Source organism: Streptomyces barkulensis (assembly GCF_002843305.1).
In the GTDB taxonomy this organism is placed as follows: Bacteria; Actinomycetota; Actinomycetes; order Streptomycetales; family Streptomycetaceae; genus Streptomyces; species Streptomyces barkulensis.
The window spans coordinates 32,550-52,691 of sequence record NZ_PGSG01000102.1 but is presented as its reverse complement, the minus strand read 5'-3'; the positions used below and the strand labels follow the sequence as shown (position 1 = coordinate 52,691).

The 20,142-nt window shown below is 71.2% G+C and carries 17 protein-coding genes and 1 pseudogene; 9 read left to right on the top strand and 9 right to left on the bottom strand.

The annotated features are described in order from the left end of the window. Positions 1 to 13: 13 nt before the first annotated feature. Complete coding sequence (locus CUT83_RS20735) at positions 14 to 829, bottom strand: transposase family protein (RefSeq protein WP_439144991.1); 816 nt, start codon at positions 827 to 829, stop codon at positions 14 to 16. A gap of 178 nt (positions 830 to 1,007) precedes the next feature. Between CUT83_RS20735 and CUT83_RS20730 the strand changes: the two genes are divergently transcribed. Further along, positions 1,008 to 3,818, top strand: a complete 2,811-nt coding sequence (locus CUT83_RS20730) for an RNaseH domain-containing protein (protein ID WP_338104271.1) — start codon at positions 1,008 to 1,010, stop codon at positions 3,816 to 3,818. A 398-nt stretch (positions 3,819 to 4,216) separates the two neighbouring features. Here the strand turns inward: CUT83_RS20730 and CUT83_RS31095 are convergent, their stop codons facing one another. Beyond that, a complete protein-coding gene (locus tag CUT83_RS31095; protein WP_101257341.1) occupies positions 4,217 to 4,453 on the bottom strand; it encodes a hypothetical protein in 237 nt (78 codons plus the stop codon). A 252-nt stretch (positions 4,454 to 4,705) separates the two neighbouring features. Between CUT83_RS31095 and CUT83_RS20720 the strand changes: the two genes are divergently transcribed. Next, positions 4,706 to 5,884: a Cmx/CmrA family chloramphenicol efflux MFS transporter gene (locus tag CUT83_RS20720; protein WP_101257340.1), complete on the top strand. Its 1,179-nt coding sequence runs from the start codon at positions 4,706 to 4,708 to the stop codon at positions 5,882 to 5,884. Positions 5,885 to 6,361: 477 nt separating this feature from the next. Next, positions 6,362 to 8,257: an ATP-binding cassette domain-containing protein gene (locus CUT83_RS20715; RefSeq protein ID WP_101257339.1), complete on the top strand. Its 1,896-nt coding sequence runs from the start codon at positions 6,362 to 6,364 to the stop codon at positions 8,255 to 8,257. Positions 8,258 to 8,349: 92 nt separating this feature from the next. Here the strand turns inward: CUT83_RS20715 and CUT83_RS30155 are convergent, their stop codons facing one another. The 5 genes and pseudogenes from CUT83_RS30155 to CUT83_RS20690 all read right to left on the bottom strand — a co-directional run bounded on the left by CUT83_RS30155 (position 8,350) and on the right by CUT83_RS20690 (position 11,453). Beyond that, a complete protein-coding gene (locus CUT83_RS30155) occupies positions 8,350 to 8,490 on the bottom strand; it encodes a hypothetical protein (protein WP_158239039.1) in 141 nt (46 codons plus the stop codon). Between the two features lie 249 nt (positions 8,491 to 8,739). Next, complete coding sequence (locus tag CUT83_RS20710; RefSeq protein ID WP_101257338.1) at positions 8,740 to 9,432, bottom strand: SMI1/KNR4 family protein; 693 nt, start codon at positions 9,430 to 9,432, stop codon at positions 8,740 to 8,742. Between the two features lie 593 nt (positions 9,433 to 10,025). Beyond that, on the bottom strand, positions 10,026 to 10,589 hold the full coding sequence (locus tag CUT83_RS20700; RefSeq protein ID WP_101257337.1) for a dihydrofolate reductase family protein: 564 nt from the start codon (positions 10,587 to 10,589) through the stop codon (positions 10,026 to 10,028). Positions 10,590 to 10,760: 171 nt separating this feature from the next. After that, positions 10,761 to 10,996: pseudogene (locus tag CUT83_RS20695) on the bottom strand (thioredoxin-disulfide reductase); the annotation flags it as partial. A gap of 31 nt (positions 10,997 to 11,027) precedes the next feature. Then, a complete protein-coding gene (locus tag CUT83_RS20690; protein WP_101257336.1) occupies positions 11,028 to 11,453 on the bottom strand; it encodes an arsenate reductase ArsC in 426 nt (141 codons plus the stop codon). Positions 11,454 to 11,525: 72 nt separating this feature from the next. Here CUT83_RS20690 and CUT83_RS20685 point away from each other — a divergent pair, with 72 nt between their 5' ends. The 3 genes from CUT83_RS20685 to CUT83_RS20675 are packed head-to-tail and all read left to right on the top strand — an operon-like array spanning position 11,526 to position 14,016. Next, positions 11,526 to 11,840 carry an ArsR/SmtB family transcription factor gene (locus CUT83_RS20685; RefSeq protein ID WP_093852454.1) on the top strand — a complete coding sequence of 105 codons (315 nt, stop codon included), beginning with the start codon at positions 11,526 to 11,528 and terminating at the stop codon, positions 11,838 to 11,840. Then, entirely contained in the window at positions 11,837 to 12,961 is a 1,125-nt protein-coding gene (arsB, locus tag CUT83_RS20680) for an ACR3 family arsenite efflux transporter (RefSeq protein WP_101257335.1), read from the top strand. Before CUT83_RS20685 ends, arsB begins: the two co-directional genes overlap by 4 nt. Continuing rightward, positions 12,958 to 14,016 carry an ArsO family NAD(P)H-dependent flavin-containing monooxygenase gene (locus CUT83_RS20675; RefSeq protein ID WP_101257334.1) on the top strand — a complete coding sequence of 353 codons (1,059 nt, stop codon included), beginning with the start codon at positions 12,958 to 12,960 and terminating at the stop codon, positions 14,014 to 14,016. Before arsB ends, CUT83_RS20675 begins: the two co-directional genes overlap by 4 nt. A gap of 87 nt (positions 14,017 to 14,103) precedes the next feature. On the opposite strand, the gene CUT83_RS20670 is transcribed toward CUT83_RS20675, so the two are convergent. After that, on the bottom strand, positions 14,104 to 14,472 hold the full coding sequence (locus CUT83_RS20670; protein ID WP_101257333.1) for an ArsR/SmtB family transcription factor: 369 nt from the start codon (positions 14,470 to 14,472) through the stop codon (positions 14,104 to 14,106). A gap of 225 nt (positions 14,473 to 14,697) precedes the next feature. On the opposite strand from CUT83_RS20670, the gene CUT83_RS20665 reads away from it, so the two are divergent. Next, positions 14,698 to 16,188: an NAD(P)-binding domain-containing protein gene (locus CUT83_RS20665; RefSeq protein ID WP_101257332.1), complete on the top strand. Its 1,491-nt coding sequence runs from the start codon at positions 14,698 to 14,700 to the stop codon at positions 16,186 to 16,188. Positions 16,189 to 16,449: 261 nt separating this feature from the next. Here CUT83_RS20665 and CUT83_RS20660 read toward each other — a convergent pair whose 3' ends face one another. Then, the gene (locus tag CUT83_RS20660; protein ID WP_101257331.1) at positions 16,450 to 17,748 is read right to left on the bottom strand and encodes a zinc-dependent alcohol dehydrogenase; all 1,299 of its coding nucleotides are present in this window, start codon (positions 17,746 to 17,748) and stop codon (positions 16,450 to 16,452) included. A 309-nt stretch (positions 17,749 to 18,057) separates the two neighbouring features. Between CUT83_RS20660 and ctaD the strand changes: the two genes are divergently transcribed. Both ctaD and ctaF read left to right on the top strand, forming a co-directional pair. Next, on the top strand, positions 18,058 to 19,758 hold the full coding sequence (ctaD, locus tag CUT83_RS20655; protein WP_101257330.1) for an aa3-type cytochrome oxidase subunit I: 1,701 nt from the start codon (positions 18,058 to 18,060) through the stop codon (positions 19,756 to 19,758). Next, complete coding sequence (gene ctaF / locus CUT83_RS20650) at positions 19,755 to 20,141, top strand: aa3-type cytochrome oxidase subunit IV (protein ID WP_101257329.1); 387 nt, start codon at positions 19,755 to 19,757, stop codon at positions 20,139 to 20,141. The genes ctaD and ctaF overlap by 4 nt, the downstream gene beginning before the upstream one ends. Position 20,142: the final 1 nt, after the last annotated feature.

Here is a 20,142-nt window from a genome sequence, read left to right as displayed (position 1 = left end):
CACTGAGGTTTTCTCAACGCCTTTCGTGCCATGCATTGTTGAGGACGAGGGCGGCCTGGGCGATGGCTCCGATCCGGCTGGGGCTGACCGTCACATGCTGCAGCGTGCGCCAGCGCTGTTTGAGCTCGGCCGCCGCACGCTCGCCGATCGCGCGGATGCCGCGCAGCAGCCGGTTGTGGGCGCGGGTGTCTGCCGCCAGGGGTGAGGCGATGTCGGGATGCGGGCGGAAGGGGGTGTGCACGCCGCTGCCGGCGCCGGTGTAACCCGCGTCAGCCAGGGTCGGCAGCCCGTGGCGGGCCGCGGCGTACAGCGCCGGCAGCACATGGGTCCGCGCGGCGCGCAGGTCGTGCACCGAGCCGGGCTCGATGTCGGAGACCCACAGCAGCGAGCCGTCGGAAGCGGCGAGGAACTGCAGGTTTCCGGCGAAGCGTCGTCCCTTGCCGGAGTACCACAGGTCGTTGCCCCGCTCGGTGGTGCCGGCCACCCGGTCGCAGGCGATGAGCGTGCCGTCCAGGACCACATGGCTCAGGCCCTGCTCACGGCAGCGCTCCAGCACTTGGTGCAGGTCCGGGGCGCGCTCGGCGAGGACGTCGATGCCCTCGTGCAGATACCGGTAGCCGGTGGCCTGGGAGATCCCGGCGTCGCGGGCCAGGCAGTGCACGCAGGTGCGGTGGCGGAACCAGCGCAGCACCAGGACCGCCTGGCGGAACGGGCCCAGCGCCCGCGAGCCGCGCGGAGTGCCGATCTTCCGCCGGTGGGCGGCCAGCAGGCGGGCGAGGAAGGCCACCACCGGGCGGGGGATGTCGAGCATGGCAACATAGGGGACCAACGTGAAGCCTCTGGTGTCGCAGGACGATCTTGTGAGAGAGAACCGTCCTACCAGGGGCTTTACGTCTGCCCGCCACCGGGGCAGGGCTGCCCGAATCGTCCGGACACCAGAGCCTCATCCGGCTTCGCGTAGATCATTTCGCTGAGAAAACCTCACTGCCTCACAGAACGGAAAATGGATCAGGGGTGTCCAGGAATCCGACCCCTTCCTGGTCCCCTACTCCATCGCTGTCACCGTGCTCCAACAGATCACCGATGGCTACGTCTACCTGGACAAGAACCTGGCCTTCATGGTGACGCTCAACCCTGTGGAGCCCGACACCCTCAGGACGGTCTTCACCTACCTGGAAGGCATCGTCCGACGCGTCCCTCTGGACGAGATCCCCTTCATGGATCCACCCACCTTGGCCCGACTGGTCACGGACGTCGCTCCTGAGCACCGCAGCCTTGCGAAGAACATCCTCCAGGAGGAAGACGGCAAGCCCGCCAGCCCGGACAGCTGGGCCTATGAGGCGGTGAAGTGGCACATCGCCAAGAAGCTGGCGTCAAAGCCCTTCCTGGACCGGGAAGTCGAGCCGGTCCGTGAGGCGTACGAGGCGGCGAACGGCCAGGTGAAACACAGGACCATCGCCTGGCAGCCCTCCGACAACGTCGCGGCCGTGCAGTACCGGCCCATCAGTAATGGCGATCTGATCGCCTGGGAACAGCCCATCGGCCCGGTCTTCGCCACCCTCGCTCACCCGGTCGACCTCGCCGAAGCGATCAAGGCCCGTCCCGAGAACCCCACCCGCAGTGAAGCCCAGTACGCGCTGTCCCGCCTGTCGGTGAAGATGGCCACCTACACGGCCGAGCCGAACCCCGTCCTGAACCTTGACACCCACATCCGGCGCATCAACAACACGGTGATCCACGCCAGCACCGTTCTCGTCGACCAGGGAACAGACCGGCCGATCATGTCTGTGACCTTGAATGGGCGCGGTCTGCGACAGACGAACAAGCATGCGCTGGAAATCCTGGCGAAGATGGACGCCGACCGGTCATCGCTCAACGCCATCGAAGAACGCGTCGCTGATGAGCGCAGCCGCCTGAACGCCAGGGACGAGAATGGCAAGAAGATCGACACCCTGACTCCTCCTCCTGGAGCGATCAGGCCGACCATGCCGAAGGCGGACTCCTTCGCTGTGGGTACCGGCGCCGGTATCTACCATCTCTCGCTGCTGCGGGAACATATCCAGCGAGTCTTCGGTGAGGCCGCCTCTCTGCTCGACCTGAAGTCGAAGGGAAATGTCTTCGGTAAGCGTTCCCACGAGCCCGCCACCGCCGCCCAGGAGAAAGAGAAGAAACAGAAGAAACAGGATGGCGAATATGTCGATCTCATCGGCAAGCCCTCCCCTGAGGGTATCCGCCGTTCCATCGAAGCGGCCGGATACAAGAAACTCCGCATCCTGTGCCTGTGGTACCGCGACGCGACCCTCACGCGAATGATCCACGGCCTCGCCCACCCCTACGGACTCGACCCGGAAGATATCGATCCCGACCCCGACGGAAAGCAATCATTCCCACTCACGGACGGCATCGAAGCTGTCTTCTGCAACGCCGAATCCCTACTGGAGCACGGCCCCGGAACTCAGCGCGCCACCGACGTCCAAAGGATCATCGGCACGTTCGCAGAACCCGGCGTTCTGCTCGCCGCCTGGTGCGAAACAGAGATCCCAGTGCGCGGCGAGGAACACCAGGGCATGAAGCCCGCCGAAGTGAAGAGCGCCCTCGCAGAGAACGACGCCAAGCATCAAGTCGTACGGGAACTCGCCAAGGCCGCGGTGCCGTCCCAATTCCTCATTGGTCGCGAGTACGATCCGTTCACCAAGACCTTCAGCATCATCAAGAAACCCGCGAAAGCCTTCGAAGACCACCGCGTCTACATGGGGCTGCTCGACCTCTACCGCTCTTGCGGGGTCGTGGACGACCGCTTCGAGCGTGCCCTCTACCCCGACGACAACCCCTACCCGCTGCCCCGCATGGCCTTCTGCGGCATCCACATCCGCAAGCAGGCCACGGACCGCAAGTACAAAGGCCAGCCCAAAAGGATCATCACCGCCAGCGTGATCATCCCCTCCCCCGAACCCGGCGATCCGTGGCGCATGATCGGCTGGAGCAACATCCACCCGCAGTGGGAGCACTACGCCCTCGCACAGAGCAACTTCCACGCCGCCAACTACCCGCTTCACACTGAAAACGGCGACGGCGAAATCCAGCGCTGGGCGCAGGCAGGCGAGGACGTCCGCACCGCCCTCCAAGACCTCCACGACGAACTCGACGGTCTGCCCTACGTCTTGATGATCGACGGCCACGCCAGCCGCCGCGTATGGCCTGGCCTTCACAACAACAAGCAGGGCCTCGGAAAAGATCCCGACGACCCGCGCCTCTGGCTCCCCGCAAGCGGACTACCCCCGTCCTGGAACCCGGTCAGCATCATCCGCATGAACTGCGCGCAGGCGGAAATGCCCCGCCTGGTCGCCGTCACCGAGAAACAAAAGAACGGCAAGACCGTCCCGCTCAAGACCTCCAGCGACCTCTACTACCCGGAAGCCCGGCCCGAAGGCCACCCCTGGTTCCTGTTCACCGAACCTCGCAACTACGGCAAGAAACGCCACGGGCAGTGGAAGACCCGCTGGCGCGCCGACCCCGGGAAGGCATCGAAGAATGCCGACGAACGTAAGGAGAACGAGCTGAACGCACCGTGGTACAGCATGACCACACGCGAGATCACCCCCATGCACACGCAGGACGGCTACGATCGAGAGACTCTCGCGGTCGCTGCAGCCCGGCTCAGCCACCAAGCCCTGTCCTGGTCAGACCGAACCCGGTACCCTGCCCCGCTCCACGCCGCGCTCCAGATGGACCTCGGCCATCCCCAGTACCGACGCTCCGCCCCAAAGGACACAGAAAGCGTCGGCATCTTGAAAGAAGCCAGCGGCACCGATCTGTAGACACGGGGATACCGCTCCCGAGCTGCAGAGGCCATTTGTGGAATCCACGCAGGTGGATGCATGCTGGGGATGTGGCCCCGACCGCCCCACAGGCCGGTTTCTTGGGGACCACCTGGGGACCACACGGTGTGCGCGCACCCGAACGGCCGGGGCGTTCTTCACGCGGCACCGGGTCGGTAAGCACCGATTGCCCCGAGAACGGCTGCCTTCGGCTGGACTGGGGGTCAAGGGGTCGCAGGTTCAAATCCTGTCGTCCCGACAGTGCCGGAAGGCGCTTCGGCCGGGGAGAAATCCCAGGTCGGAGCGCCTTTCGTCGTCTGACGGCACACCAGACCGACCGATGCGCCGCCGCCCCCTCGGGGACCACCTGGGGACCACTCGCGGGAAGAAACCGCAGATCAGAGCACGTCTCCTTGGGGACCAAGATCGCCGGGGTTCTCCAGCCGATTGTGGGATGCCTGCAACACCCGGCGCACCGCCTCCGGCGGCTTCGGCGGGCCGGCCGCCACCGACAGGTGGGCGCTGAGCGAGCGGCCCGCCTCGGTGATCGACCGCGGATCCGGGTGCGGACAGCGCTGGGTGGTGGCCAGTGATCCGGACTTGGAGCAGACCCTGGTTGTCGCAGGCCATGACATCGGTGGCACGGGCCTGCGGCGGTGAAACCGGGGTGCTCCGGCGGGCGCCGACCGGGTAACGTGCGGGCCATGTCGAGTCCTGAGTCGGACAGGGTGGGGGCTTTCGGTCACGCCGTCAGCCCCCTGCACCACTGAGTCCGCAGCTCTCCGCCGTCCCGCCGCGTTCCGCGGCCGGGCGCGCGCGTGCCTTGGGGGCGGCCGCGGTGACGAGATGACCTCCTCTCGTACCTCTCCTCACCCCGGAGCCACTCGATGCCTCTCGCGCTGTATCTGCTCGCCCTGGCCGTCTTCGCCATGGGCACCTCCGAATTCATGCTCGTCGGCCTCCTGCCGGACCTCGCCGCCGATCTCGGCGTCACGGTCGGGGCGGCGGGCACGCTCACCTCGGCCTTCGCGGTCGGCATGGCCGTCGGCGCCCCCCTGATGGCCGCGCTGGCCCGCGCCTGGCCCCGGCGCGCCACCCTGCTCGGGTTCACCCTCACCTTCGCGGCGGCCCACGCCGTGGGCGCCGTCACCGCCAGCTTCCCGGTGCTGTTCGCCACCCGGATCGTCGCCGCGCTGGCGAACGCCGGATTCCTGGCCGTTGCCCTGACGGCCGCCGCCGCACTGGTCCCGGCCGACCGGAAGGGGCGGGCGCTGGCCGTGCTGCTGTCCGGCACCACGCTGGCCACCGTCGCCGGTGTCCCCGGCGGATCGGTGCTGGGCACGCTGCTGGGCTGGCGGGCCGCGTTCTGGGCCGTGGCCGTGCTCTGCCTGCCCGCGGCCCTCGGTATCCTCACCGGCGTCCCGGCCGGCCACGGACGGCGGCAGACCGGTGACGGCCCGGCACTGCGGGTGGAGTTCGCCCAGCTCACCGGGGTGCCGCTGCTGCGGGCGATGCTGCTGGGCGCGCTGGTCAACGCCGCCACGTTCGCCGGTTTCACCTTCCTCGCCCCGGTGGTGACCGGTCCCGCCGGGCTGGGCGAGTGGTGGGTAACGGTCGCCCTGGTGCTCTTCGGCGCCGGCTCCTTCGCCGGGGTCACCGTCGCCGGACGGCTGGCCGACCGGCGCCCCGGCCCGGTCCTCGCCGTCGGCGGCCCACTGCTGATGCTCGGCTGGCCGACCCTGGCGCTGCTGGCCGAGCGGCCGGCCGTGCTGCTCGCCCTGGTGTTCGTGCAGGGCGCGCTGTCGTTCACGCTGGGCGCCACCTTGATCACCCGGGTTCTGTACGAGGCCGCGGCCGCTCCCACCCTGGCCGGGGCGTACGCCACCGCCGCCCTCAACGCCGGCGCCGTCGTCGGGCCTCTGATCGCCGCGGTCGCCCTCACCACCGCCGCCGGGGTCCTCGGACCGCTGTGGACGAGCGGGCTGCTGGTCGCGGTCGCGCTGCTCATCGCCCTCCCCGCGCGGGCCGCGACCACGCCCGGCCGAAACGCCGAAGTGGCCCGCTGAGCGGCACACGCACACGCGTCCTCGCCGAGGGACCGAAAAGGCCGGGGGCGTGGTCAGCGGTGGGCAGCCACACACTTCCGGACCGGAACCGTGCCCACCCGGTCCGAAGGCACCCGTGTCATCCGAATCGGACCGGCGCCCGACGGCCGAGCACGGAAGCACGCGGCGAGCACCAGAGCCCGCCACGCGCACCCGGAACGGTCCCGTGAGGAGCATGAGTGGCTCGGCCCGGGCCGCCGACGCGCTCCGCCGGCCATCGGGGACCTCATCGGCCTCTTGCGTTTCGGGTACCGGCGATTCGGCCAACTCCCGCCGCAAGGCGAGGGCTTCTGCACGGCGGTCGCATGGCCGCACCCCTTGCCGCACAAGGGGTGCGGCACGTCCGGAATCGAGCGCGTTCGGTTCCGTCGCCGCGTCGTTATGCCGTACATCGCCGAGCCACCCGGGTGCGGTGCCGACCCGCAAGGAGAGACGCAGATGACGGTGACCAACGCCCCGACCGCGCACACGGATACGGATACGCCTCCTCCGCCACCACCGGCCACCATCACCTTCGAGGGCAAGCACGGCAAGAACCCCCTGGCCCAGGCCAGTTTCGGGGCGATGTGCCGGCGTCTGCCCGCCGTGCTCGGACACACCGCGCGCATGGCCTGGGCCGTCGACAGATCCTGCGTCGCACTCCTGCTGGCCTGCCAGCTGCTGGCCGGCGCCACGGCCGCGACCGTCCTGGCGTTCACCGCGCAGGCCATGACCCATCTCCTGGGTACCGGCACCGCGTCCGAACGCCTGCACGGCGCGCTGCCCGCCCTGGCCGTGGTCACGGCCGCCGCGGGACTCGGCCGGGTCAGCGGCGCCCTGGCCTCCTACGCCGACGGACGGATCACCCCGCGGCTGATGACCGAGGCGGACATCGCGCTGGTGGCCGCCGTATGCCGCGTGGAGGCCTCCGCGTACGGCGAGGACGGGTTCGCCGACCGGCAGGAGGCCGCCGAGGTCGGAGTCACCCGCACCCGGCTGATGGTGCAGGACGGCCAGCGGTTCATGGCCGCCCTCATCCGCATGACCGCCGCCGGCGGCGTCATCACCGCCCTGCACCCGATGATGCTGCCCCTGCTCCTGCTGGCCGTGGTCCCCGCCGGCGTCGGCGCCGTGCTGTCCGCCCGCGTCGACTACGAGACCCACTACCTCAACGTCGGCGACCGCAACGTGCGCTCCATGATGCGCTGGTGGGCCACCTACCCCCGCCACGGCGACGAGGTCCGCGCCAACGGCATGACCGGCTACCTCGTCTACTGGTACCGCGCCCTGTCGGACCGCATCGACCGACGCACCCTGACCGCCGCGCCCCGCATGCTGCGCATCACCCTGGCCAGCAGCGCCCTGGGCGGCGTGTTCCTGTTGGGCACCTGGGCCGCCCTCGCCTGGCTGGCCACCACCGGACGGGTGGCCCTGCCCGTCGCCGCCACCGCGGTCGTCGCCGTCCAGACCACCCTGGCCGCGCTCTCCCAGTTCGTCGTCCACGGCGCCGCGATGTTCCACACCTCGCTCTACCTGGCCGACATGCGCTCCTTCCTCGATCTGGCCGCCGACCGCGCACCCCGGCGCGGCCGGGCAACCATCCCCGACCGGGTGGAGGAGATCCGGCTGGAGGAGGTCCGCTACCAGTACCCCGGCAAGGACGAGCCGGCCGTCGCCGGCGTCTCCCTCACCCTGCGCCGCGGCGAGATCCTGGCCGTCGTCGGCGAGAACGGCTCGGGCAAGTCCACCCTGGCCAAGCTCATCACCGGCATCCTCCTGCCCGACGAGGGACACGTCCGGTGGGACGGCACCGACCTCGCCGCCGCCGACCCCGACGCGGTGTGGAAACGCACCGCCCTCGTCCCGCAGAACTTCGCCTGCTGGCCCCTGCGCACCCGCGAGAACATCACCCTCGGCCAGCCCAGGACGTACGACGACGCCCCCGTGTGGAAGGCCGTCGACGCCGTCGGCATGCGCGAGACGGTCGAGAAACTGCCCCGCCGGCTCGACACCCTCCTGGCCAGGGAGCTGTGGGGCGGCGCCGAACTGTCCGGTGGCCAGTGGCAGCGCCTGGCCTGCGGCCGGGCCCTGTACCGGCAGACCCCCCTGCTGATCCTGGACGAACCGACCTCCCAGATGGACGCGCGCGGCGAGCACCGGATCTTCCTGGAGATCAAACGCATCGCCGCCGAGCGCATGACCATCGTCGTCACCCACCAACTGGAGAACACCCGCCTGGCCGACCGCATCATCGTCATGCGCGAGGGGCGCGTGATCGAGCAGGGCCGGTACGAGGAACTGGTCGGCTCCGGCGGCCTGTTCGCCGAACTCGTCGCCCTCTCCCAGGACCGGTGAGGAACACGGCACCCCCGGCCTGACCTCCACCGGACCACCGCGGCCGGGGGAGACACCACCGCTCCCCTGGCCGCACCACCCGGACCGCCCGGTCACGGCCCGGCGGACGGCCCGCCCTCCGTCTCCCATGTCCGGCCCAGCTGGGTGTCGATGAACGTCTCCAGGGCGCGAACATCTTCGTGCGTGAGGTCGGCGGCGTAGACGAAGGCACGCTCGGGCTGCGGGCTCGTCACACGAACGGGTCCTCCCCTTCAGGCGGAGTCGGCTCAACTGGTCGGCTCCACCTCGACGTTTCAACGATCAGCACCAGGGGCCGCCGCTGAAGTCACGCCAGGGGGCCGAGGTGGCCCTCCAGGACGGTCCGTGTGATCGGGGGGCGGTCCCAGGTGATCGTGCAGAGCGTTTCGGAAGCGGCCGGACCCGTCGGCCGGCGCACCGCCGGGACGCCGGTGCCGGCGCTCGCGCGGGAGCGGGAACCGGTGTCAGGCATTCGAGGACACCCGGTGTACCGCGAGTTCGGCCTTCTCCAGCCAGTCGAGGTACCAGCGGGCGAACGTCACCGGCTGCCCGTCGGCACCGAGGAGCGGCGCCAGATCGGCGTCGTCCGCCCGCTCGTCCGACCAGACCGTGCCGCGGTGTTCGCCGCTGACGACCAGCCACTGCCGCAGGGCACAGCCCAGATGGCAGATCACGATCGCGCCGGCGGTGCGCTCGGGAGCGAACATGACGGCGCCCCACCGCTCGTCCCACGCCTCGAACGCGTCGTCGAACTCCTCGATCTCCTCGAAGTCCTCCTCCTCGGGACGCTCGGCGAGGAGAGCCTCGACGATCTCGGGATCCGGCCCCTGCTCGGGAAACGGCCGGGCGAGCCCGGACAGGTCCGCCAGATCGGCGCCGTCGCCCTCCCAGCACCACCGCCCCTGCACGCGCCGCACCGGGAACAGGCCGTACGCGGGGCCCGCACCGCCCGCGCCGACACAGGTCAGGAACGTGCGGTACTCCTCCGGCAGCCGCACACCCAGCTGCGCCTCGACCTCGGCGAGCTCGTCCTCACGCAGCGGCTCCTCCAAGGCCCATCCATGCCCGTGCGCCCCGAACACCTCGCTGCCGGCCGCCGGGTGGGCGCCCAACGCCATGACGCGCCGACGTACACCCGTCCACCTCTGATCCACCATGCGCAGACCGTACGCGGCGCCACTGACACCGAGCCCACCCGGTACGCCCCCTCCGCACCGACAAATCGGCAACACTCGGTCAGGACAGCCGACGCCTCGGTGACGCAACGCCGTCCGCGGCCGTGGCCGACGTCAGGACACGGGGTTGCCGGAGCGACCCTTGTTCGCCGACGAACACCGTGGGCGTGGAGAGGAACACATCGGCCTCGACCGGGCCGTGGGCGATGGTGAACGTGTCCAGCCAGTACGACCAGCCCCGGATACCCGTCGCACCGCTGAAGCGGTGGTTGAGCTGCCGGCGCACCCACCGGCCGGGACCGAGCCGCACCGCCGGGGGACGCCGCGGCCGAGGCGGCAGGGCGAACAGAGGCCGCACCCGCGGGAAGACCCGCAGCCTTCCGCCGGCCTCCCGAAACCGGACACCGCCCCTGCCCCGGTCTTCCCACGTGGCATGGGGGCGTGAAGCCGTCACGCTCAGGCATGCGCACCACGTGTGCGCAGGCGCCGGCCTCAGCGGAAGGGGGAGCGAAGCCGACCGGGGCCGCGTTCCCGCGCGAGGCGACCCGTGGTTTCCAGAGCGGCGGACGAACCGGCTAACGCACCACGCGATAGCGGAGGTGGACGACTCCCGAGTCGAAGGTGCGGGTCTCGACGAGTTGGAGGTCCACCCGGCGCTCGCGTCGGGGAAAGAACGGAATGCCACCGCCGACCAGCACCGGGTAGACCACGGTCCGGTACTCGTCGATCAGACCCGACGCGGCCGCCTCGGCGGCGAGAGTCGCGCCGCCGATCGCGATGTCACCCTCCCCCGGCTCGGCGCGCAACCGCTCGATCTCCCCCGCCAGGCCGCCGGAGGCCAGGCGGGCGTTGCCCTGCACCGCCGACAGCGTGGTCGAGAACACCACCTTCGGGAGCGGCTTCCAGAGCGCGGCCCACTCGAGCATTGAGTCGTCCAGCGACGGGTCCTGGTCGGCGGTCTCCCAGTACAGCATCGTCTCGTACAGTCGCCGCCCCAACAGGTGAACGCCGACCTCTCGGATCTCGTCGATCCAGAAGCGGAAGACCTCCTCGTCGGGTGCCGCCCAGTCGAAGTCGCCGTCCGGCCCGACGATGTAGCCGTCAAGTGAGACGCTCATCGAATAGGTCACGCTGCGCATCGGAAGCCCTCCTCGGTAACGGGTTCGACAGTACGACCGCCGAACGCCGCAGGACTCATCGCGGCTCGCAAAATCCCCTGGGCCGAGTCACCCAACGAGGACATTTCGCCGGGAGAACCTCCGTGCCGTCGGCGGCGGTGTCGCGCAGGGTCAGCCGGACGGCTTGCCGCCGTCGGCGAGCGGTTCGGCGCCGGACCGCTCGGCCTGGGCGCGCATGTCGTCCATCAGGTCCGGGCCCATGACGCCGTCGCAGAAGCCGGGGAAGTTCTCCACCTCGGTGGTGTTCATCAGCGCGCCGCCGGCGGTCACCGAGCCTTCGAAGACCAGCGGACCAGCGGCTGCAGGGCGGCGCGGGCGGTATGGAGCGCCGCGGTGTATCCCGCCGGCCCGGAGCCGTCGACGATCATATTGCGGACGCCGGTGTCCGTCGTGGGGCGTTCACGCCTTCCGCCCGGTGTCGGTTCCGGCGTCGATCTCGGTGATCAGGGCCTCGATCCGGGCGCGGATCTCGTCGCGGATGGGGCGGACGGCGTCCACGCCCTGCCCGGCCGGGTCGTCCAGCTTCCAGTCGAGGTACTTCTTGCCGGGGAAGACCGGGCAGGTGTCGCCGCAGCCCATGGTGATGACGTAGTCGGCAGTCCGGACGGCCTCGACGGTGAGCACCTTGGGCACCTCGGCGGACATGTCGACGCCGGCCTCCCGCATGGCCTCGACGGCGGCGGGGTTGATCCGGTCGGCGGGTGCGGATCCGGCGGAGCGGACCTCCACGCGGTCGCCGGCCAGGTGGGTCAGCCAGGCGGCGGCCATCTGGGAGCGGCCGGCGTTGTGGACGCAGACGAACAGCACGGACGGCTTGTCGGACATGAGGGCTCTCTCTTCGGCTCGTCGAAGGGGGCCGGGTGGTACCACCCCGGGCCGATGTGACAGTATCAGCGCATGCTGACGTCAGTCGACACTGACCTGATCCGGGTGCTCGCCGATCCGCTCAGGATGCGCATCGTGACCCTGCTGGCCACCGAGACCCTGTGCACCACCCACCTGGTGGCCGAGACCGGGGCCAAGCAGACCAATCTCTCCAACCACCTGCGCGTGCTGCGCGAGGCCGGCGTCGTGGAGACCGAACCGTGCGGCCGGTACACCTACTACCGGCTGCGCCCCGACGTCATCGAGTGTCTGGGACGCTCCTTCACCGAGCTGGCCCGCACCGCCCGCACCACCCGCGCCGCCGAGACGAAAAGGGCCTGCCCGTGACCGCGACCGACCCCACCCCCCGGCCCCCCGCCGCGGGGCCCGCCGCAGGATCCGCCGCCACAGACGACTCGATCGCCGGAAGACTCTCCACACTCGACCGTTTCCTGGCGGTGTGGATCCTGGCCGCCATGGCCGCCGGCCTGGGTCTGGGCCGGCTGGTCCCCGGCCTGAACGACACTCTGAGCAAGGTCGAGATCGGCGGCATCTCCCTGCCCATCGCCCTCGGTCTGCTGATCATGATGTACCCGGTGCTGGCCAAGGTCCGCTACGACCGCCTGGACGCCGTCACCGGCGACCGCCGTCTGATGGTCTCCTCCCTGGTGGTCAACTGGATCGTCGGTCCGGCGGTGATGTTCGCCCTGGCCTGGATCTTCCTGCCCGACCTGCCCGAGTACCGCACCGGCCTGATCATCGTCGGCCTGGCCCGCTGCATCGCCATGGTCATCATCTGGAACGACCTGGCCTGCGGCGACCGCGAGGCCGCCGCCGTCCTGGTCGCGCTGAACTCCGTCTTCCAGGTCCTGGCCTTCGGCCTGCTGGGCTGGTTCTACCTCGATCTGCTGCCCGGCTGGCTCGGCCTGGGCGACGGCGCGGCCCTGGACGTCTCCGCCTGGGAGATCGCCGCCAACGTCGCCGTCTTCCTCGGCGTCCCCCTGCTGGCCGGCTACCTCACCCGCCGCCTGGGCGAGCGGAGGACGGGCCGCGAGAACTACGAGCGGCGCTTCCTGCCGAAGATCGGTCCCTGGGCGCTGTACGGGCTGCTGTTCACCATCGTCGTCCTCTTCGCCCTCCAGGGGAGGACGATCACCTCCCAGCCGCTCGACGTCGCCCGCATCGCGCTGCCGCTACTGGTCTACTTCGCGCTGATGTTCTTCGGCACCTTCGCCCTGGGCAAGGCCATCGGCCTGGCCTACGAGCGCACCACCACCCTGGCCTTCACCGCCGCCGGCAACAACTTCGAGCTGGCCATCGCGGTGGCCATCGCCACCTTCGGCGTCACCTCCGGCCAGGCCCTGGCCGGCGTCGTCGGCCCGCTCATCGAGGTCCCCGTCCTCATCGCCCTGGTCTACGTCGCCCTCGCCTGGCGCAGGAAGTTCACCGCGGCACGGCCGGGGTCATGACGGAGCGCACGGATGTGGTGGTGGTCGGCGGCGGCCAGGCAGGGCTCGCCGTCGGCTACCACCTGCGCCGCCAGGGCCTGGACTTCACCGTCCTCGACGCCCAGGAGGCGCCCGGTGGCGCCTGGCGGCACACCTGGGACTCCCTGCGCCTGTTCTCCCCCGCCGCGTACTCCTCGCTGCCCGGGTGGCCCATGCCCGCACAGCCCGGCGAGGCATACCCGGAGGCCGCCCACGTCGTGGGCTACCTCGCCGACTACGAGAAGCGCTACAGCCTGCCCGTGCTGCGGGGCGTCCGCGTTCGCGCCGTCCGCCGCGACGGGGAGCGACTGCGGGTGGAGACCGACTCCGGTGCCTGGTCGGCGCGGGCCGTGGTCTCGGCCACCGGCACCTGGTGGCGCCCCTTCCTCCCGGCCGTCCCCGGACACGAGGCGTTCCGGGGCGGGCAGTTGCACACCACCGGCTACCGGAACCCCGGACAGTTCGCCGGCCGGCGCGTCATCGTGGTCGGCGGCGGCAACTCCGGCGCCCAGATCGCCGCCGACCTCGCACTGGCCGGCGTGGAGGTGACGTGGGTGACCGCTCGCCCGCCGAGGTTCCTGGCCGACGACATCGACGGCCGGGCCCTGTTCGACACCGCCACCGCGCGGCGCCGCGCTCTGGACGAGGGCCGCGCCGACACCGGCGGTGTGGCCTCCCTGGGCGACATCGTCGCCGTGCCGCCCGTGCGCGAGGCCAGGGACGCCGGGCTGCTCAAGGCGTCCCCGATGTTCGCCCGCCTCACCGCCGGCGGTGTCGCCTGGGCCGACGGCACCACCGCCGGCGCGGACGCGGTCGTCTGGTGCACCGGCTTCCGCCCCGCCCTGTCCCACCTCTCCCCGCTCGCCCTGCGCGGAACACGCGGCCGCATCGCCGCCGACGGCACCCGGGCGGCGGCGGAACCACGCCTGCACCTGCTCGGCTACGGCGACTGGACCGGGCCCGCCTCGGCCACCCTCATCGGCGTCGGGCGCCCCGCACGGGAAGCGGCGCGGCAGATCTCGGACCTGCTGCGCTGACCTTCCTCGCCGGTCCTCACCCGCGCTTTCCGGTCCTCGCCGGTGCCTTCCGGCGGGCCGCCGGGACCTCACCGGCGTCCGCGGCGGTCAGGCCACCGCGGACGCGCTCGTCAGGAGCCGGCTCATCGCGGCGAGCACGGACGGCTCGACGCGGTAGTACACCCAGGTGCCGCGCCGCTCGGAGGTGAGCAGACCGGCTTCCCTGAGCTTCTTCAGGTGGTGGGAGACGGTCGGCTGCGAGACGCCGACATCGGAGATGTCGCACACGCACGCCTCCCCGCCCGGGTGGGAGGCGACCGCGGAGAACAGTCGCAGCCGGACCGGGTCGCCCAGCGCCTTGAACATCCTGGCCGCGCGCTCGGCCTCCTCGGCGGTGAAGGGGCGTTCGGTCAGCGGCGGGCAGCACGGCTCCACGGAACCGGTCTCCAGCAGCGGCAGCACCTTCGCATTCGACATACATCTATGTTGACACATGTCGAACCAGAGGGCGAGGGGCTGCCGGAGCAGCCTCTCGCCCGGCAGCTCGGAGCCCGGCCGCGGAAGAGGCCCTGCGGACGTGTGCGACCGGTGGCGGGATGACGCGACCCGCTTCGACAATCGTCTATGTTGACGGACGTCGAAGCAGGTGTCATGCTGGCCGCGCAAGCCATCGACAGATGTCGAAACACCCGAGGAGCCGCCGTGAACGCGCCCGCCACCGCCGAACCGCCCGTCGTCGTCATCGGAGCCGGCCCCGTCGGCCTGGCCGCCGCCGCCCATCTGACCGAACGCGGCATCGAACCGCTGGTCCTGGAGGCCGGGCTGGCCGCGGGCAGCGCGGTACGCCAGTGGGCCCACGTGCGGCTGTTCTCCCCCTGGGGCGAGGTCGTCGACCCGGCCGCCGAGAAGCTGCTCGCCCCCACCGGCTGGGTCCGGCCCGACGCCTCGGCCTACCCCTCCGGCGGCGACTGGGCCGAGCACTACCTGAAGCCGCTGGCCGACGCCCTCGGCCAGCGGGTGCGCTACGGCGCCACCGTCACCGGCGTCTCCCGGACGGGGCGCGACCGCGTCGTGGACGCCGACCGCGAGAACCAGCCCTTCACCGTCCACATCCGGTACGCCGACGGCCGCGAGGAGCGCACCCCGGCCCGCGCGGTCATCGACGCCTCCGGCACCTGGACCGCCCCGGGCCCGGCCGGCGGCGACGGCCTGCCCGCGCTCGGCGAGCACGCCGCGGCCGACCGCATCGCCTACCGCGTCCCCGACCTCGCCGACCCGGACGTGCGCGCCCGCTACGCGGGCAGGCGCACGGCCGTGATCGGCTCGGGCGCCTCCGCCTTCACCGCGCTGGCCTACCTGGCCGACCTCGCCCGCACCGACGACGGCGAGGGCACCCACGCCACCTGGATCCTGCGCCGGGGCATCTCCGGCTCCACCTTCGGCGGCGGCCAGGCCGACCAGCTCCCCGCCCGCGGCGCCCTCGGGCTCGCCGCCAAGGCCGCCGTGGACGACGGTTACGCCGACGCCGTCACCGGCTTCCGCACCCAGGCCATCGAACGCGACGGCGACGGGCGCCTGGTACTGGTCGGCGAGGACGGGCGGCGGCTGGAACCGGTCGACCAGCTCATCGTCCTCACCGGCTTCCGCCCCGACCTGTCCTTCCTGTCCGAACTGCGCCTGGGCCTGGACGAGCGCCTCCAGGCACCGGTGGAGCTGGCCCCGCTGATCGATCCCAACGTCCACTCCTGCGGCACCGTCTACCCCCACGGCCACCGCCAGCTGTCCCACCCCGAGCGGGGCGTGTACCTGGTGGGCATGAAGTCCTACGGCCGCGCCCCGACCTTCCTGGCCATGACCGGCTACGAGCAGGTCCGCTCGGTCGTCGCCGCCCTCGCCGGGGACCTGGAGTCGGCCGACCGGGTGGAACTGACGCTGCCGGAGACCGGGGTGTGCGGCGGCGCCGGACTCTTCGACGCTCCCGAGGCGACCGAAGACGACCAGGCCGGCGGAGGCTGCTGCGGTGCCCCCGCACCCGAACCGCAGCCCGTCCGGCTCGCCACCGCCGCAACGGCCACCGCGGCGGCCGCCACCCCGGCCACGGCTCCGGCTCCGGCTCCGGCTCCGGCCGCGCAGACCGAACAGGCCGCACCGGCCGACCAGACCCAGACCGGCGGAGGCTGCTGCGGCGCATGACCGCCCCTCCCGGCAGCGGGGCCGCGACCGGATCGGGGGACCGGTCGCGGCCCCGCACTTCCCGCCCTCTGCATCACCCGGATCACCGGCTGGGGGGCGTCTACTACGCCCTGTGAAACGGCGGCCTTCGGCTGGACCGGGGGGCGAGGGGCGCACCTTCCGGCCCTGTCGTCCCGGCAGGGCCGGAAGGTGCTTCGGCCGGGAGAAAACCCAGTTCGGAGCGTCTTCCGTCGTCTGGCGGCACGCCCGCCGCCAGGGCGGTCACCTCCTCCCGGTCCCACCGCTCCCCGCAGTGGTGGCCGCCCCGGTACCGGCCGCCTCGCCGAGGCCGGGGGCGACCGAGCCGCGGCCTTCCACGCCGAGGGCCGCCTTCGTCCAACCCGACTCCCGGCGGTCGAACGTCCGGTACGCCTCCACCGCGTCCGGCACCTCGGCCCAGCGGGTGAGCAGCGGGGTCGGGTCCAGCTCGCCGGAGGCGACCATGGACACCAGTCGGGGCAGGTAGCGGCGGTGGTTGCAGTTGCCCATCCGCAGGGTGAGGTTCTTCATGAACGCCTCGCCGAACGGATAGTGCTCCACCTGCGGCGGATAGACCCCGATGGTTCCCACCGTGCCGGCCTTCGCCGCCATCCGCACCGCCCAGCGGGCCGCCAGCGACGGCGCGTCGCCGGGGACCCAGGTGTCGCCGTCGGGCCGCTGCTCGGGGGCGGCCTCGTCGCGCTCGCGGTCGAACTCCTCCGCCCGCCCGGCCAGGGATTCGGCGGCCGGGCCGTGGGCGGGGCGCTGCGCGTCGACGCCGACGGCGTCGATCACCCGGTCCACGCCGATCCCGCCGGTCAGGTCCAGGATCGCCTCGACGGGTTCCTCGGCGTTGAAGTCGACCGTCTCGGCGTGCTGGTCGCGGGCCAGGTCCAGACGGTCGGAGACGCCGTCCACCACGATGATCCGCCCGGCGCCCTGGAGCCGGGCACAGGCGATCGCGGACTGGCCCACGGGGCCGGCGCCGAGGACCGCGACCGTGTCGCCGGAGCCGATCTCCGCCAGCCGCGCGCCGAACCACGCCGTGGGGTAGATGTCGGACAGCAGGATCGCCTGCGCGTCGTCGACGGTGTCCGGCAGCGGCACCAGCCCGACGTGCGCGTACGGGATCCGGGCGTACTCCGCCTGCAGCCCGTCCAGGCCGCCGGCCGCCTCGGGGCCGCCGAAGAACACCGTGCCCGCCCGGCGTCCGCCGGGGTTGGCGTTGTCGCACTGGGCGTAGTAGCCGGCCCGGCAGTAGCTGCACGTCCCGCAGGCGACCGTGGAGGGCACCACCACCCGGTCACCCGGGCGGAAGTTCCGCACGCCCGCGCCGACCTCCTCCACGACCCCGACGGCCTCGTGGCCCAGGATCCGGCCCTCCTTCATGCCCGGCATCGTGCCGCGTACGAAGTGCAGGTCGGTCCCGCAGATCGCCGAGGAGGTGATCCGCACGATCGCGTCGTACGGTTCGTGGATCTTCGGTTCCGGCACCTCGTCCACCCTGATGTCGCCGACGCCGTGCCACACCACAGCCTTCATGAGCCCTCCTCGTCCTCGATCGGCTCGTGTACGCCGAACGGGTCGCGGGTGCCCTGGGCCGCACCGCCGAAACAGCCGTGCGTGTCCCCTCGAAACGGTCCGGCGTTGCGGCGCCTCGCTCCGGCCGGACCGCTCCCGGGCACCGGGCACCAGGCACCGGCGTGGACGCCGGAGCGCCGCTCTCCGCGCGGCTCCGCCGTACGTACCCGTTTCACCGCCCGCACGCGCGGTTACGCGGTATCAGGCCGCCTGTGTCCCACATGCGCGGCCGTGCGGGTGACGAGAGTGGGCAGGAGGGCGCCTGGCGCCATGACCGATGTGAACGAGGAGTCGCACGCCCATCGCGCGCCCCCGCCCGCGGGAGGCGGGGCGGGGCTGGGCCGGCCGCTGCTGCGCTGGCTGACCACCACCGACCACAAGGTGATCGGCAATCTGTACATCGCCACCGCCTTCGGATTCTTCCTGGCCGCCGGGGCGCTGGCCCTGGTGATGCGGGCCGAACTGGCCGCACCGGGGCTGCAGCTGGTGAACAACCACCAGTACAACCAGCTCGTCACCATCCACGGCACGATCATGATGCTGCTGTTCGCGACCCCGATGTTCGCCGGGTTCGCCAACGCGGTGATGCCGCTGCAGATCGGCGCGCCCGACGTGGCGTTCCCCCGGCTGAACGCCTTCACCTACTGGGTGTTCCTGCTCGGCGGTCTGATGGTGGTCTCCGGCTTCCTCACCCCCACCGGCGCCGCGTCCTTCGGCTGGTTCGCCTACGCCCCCCTCAACAACGAGGCGTACTCACCCGGTCTGGGCGCCGATCTGTGGACGATGGGTCTGGTGGTGGCGGGGCTCGGCACGATCCTGGGCGCGGTCAACTTCATCGCCACGATCATCTGTCTGCGCGCACCCGGTATGACGATGTTCCGGATGCCGATCTTCACCTGGAACGTCCTGTTCACCTCGATCCTGGTGCTGATCGCCTTCCCGCCGCTGAGCGCCGCGCTGCTGGCCCTCCAGTCCGACCGCACCTTCGGCTCCCACATCTTCGACGCCTCCAACGGCGGCGCGCTGCTGTGGCAGCACCTGTTCTGGTTCTTCGGCCATCCGGAGGTCTACATCGTCGCGCTGCCGTTCTTCGGCATCATCACGGAGATCATCCCGGTCTTCAGCCGCAAACCGGTCTTCGGCTACATCGGCCTGATCGGCGCCACCATCGCCATCACCGTGCTGTCGGCGGTGGTCTGGGCGCACCACATGTTCGCCACCGGGGCGGTGCTGCTGCCGTTCTTCTCCCTGATGTCGTTCCTGATCGCGGTGCCCACCGGGGTGAAGTTCTTCAACTGGATCGGCACGATGTGGAAGGGCTCGCTGAGCTTCGAGACGCCGATGCTGTGGGCGATCGGCTTCCTGGTCACCTTCCTGCTCGGCGGTCTGACCGGTGTCGTCCTGGCCTCCCCGCCGCTGGACTGGCATGTGACCGACTCCTACTTCGTGGTGGCGCATCTGCACTACGTGCTGTTCGGCACGGTCGTCTTCGCGATGTTCGGCGGTTTCTACTTCTGGTGGCCGAAGTTCACCGGGAAGATGCTCGACGAGCGGCTGGGGAGGATCCACTTCGCGCTGACCCTGGTCGGGTTCCAGGTCACCTTCCTGGTCCAGCACTGGCTCGGCCAGTTCGGCATGCCGCGCCGCTACGCCGACTACCTGGAGGCCGACGGCTTCACCGCCCTCCACCTCGTCTCCACGGCAGGCTCGATGATCCTGGGGATCTCGACGCTGGTGTTCCTGTACAACCTCTGGTGGACCGCCCGGTACGGGAAGAGGGCGGAGGGGAACGACCCGTGGGGTTACGGCCGTTCGCTGGAGTGGGCGACCTCCTGCCCGCCGCCGCGGCACAACTTCACCGCCCTGCCGCGCATCCGCAACGAGGGCCCGGCCTTCCGCCTGCACCACCCGGAGATCACGCCGCACGAGCAGCGCAAGCCGCTGGAGCCACCGGAGCCGGAGAAGCGATGAAGGTCGAGACCTACCTGTTCGGCGGGGTGGCGCTGTTCTTCGCGCTGACCGGCAGCGTGTACGCCGTCTTCGCCGACGACCCGGCCGGAACCGCCGCCCTGCTCGTCGCCTTCCTGATGGCCTCGCTGATCGCCTTCTTCCTCGCGGTGCAGCACCGCAGGGCGGGCGGCAGGCCGGAGGACCGGCGCGACGGCGAGATCGCCGACCGCGCCGGCCCGGTGGACTTCTTCCCGGACGGCAGCCCGTGGCCCCCCGTCACCGCGCTCGGCGTGACCCTGACGGCGGCCGGGGTGGTGCTGGGTATGTGGTTGTTCCTGATCGGCTTCGGCGTCCTGGCGGCGGGGGTGTCCGGCTTCGTCCTCCAGTACGCCCGGAGGGGCTGAA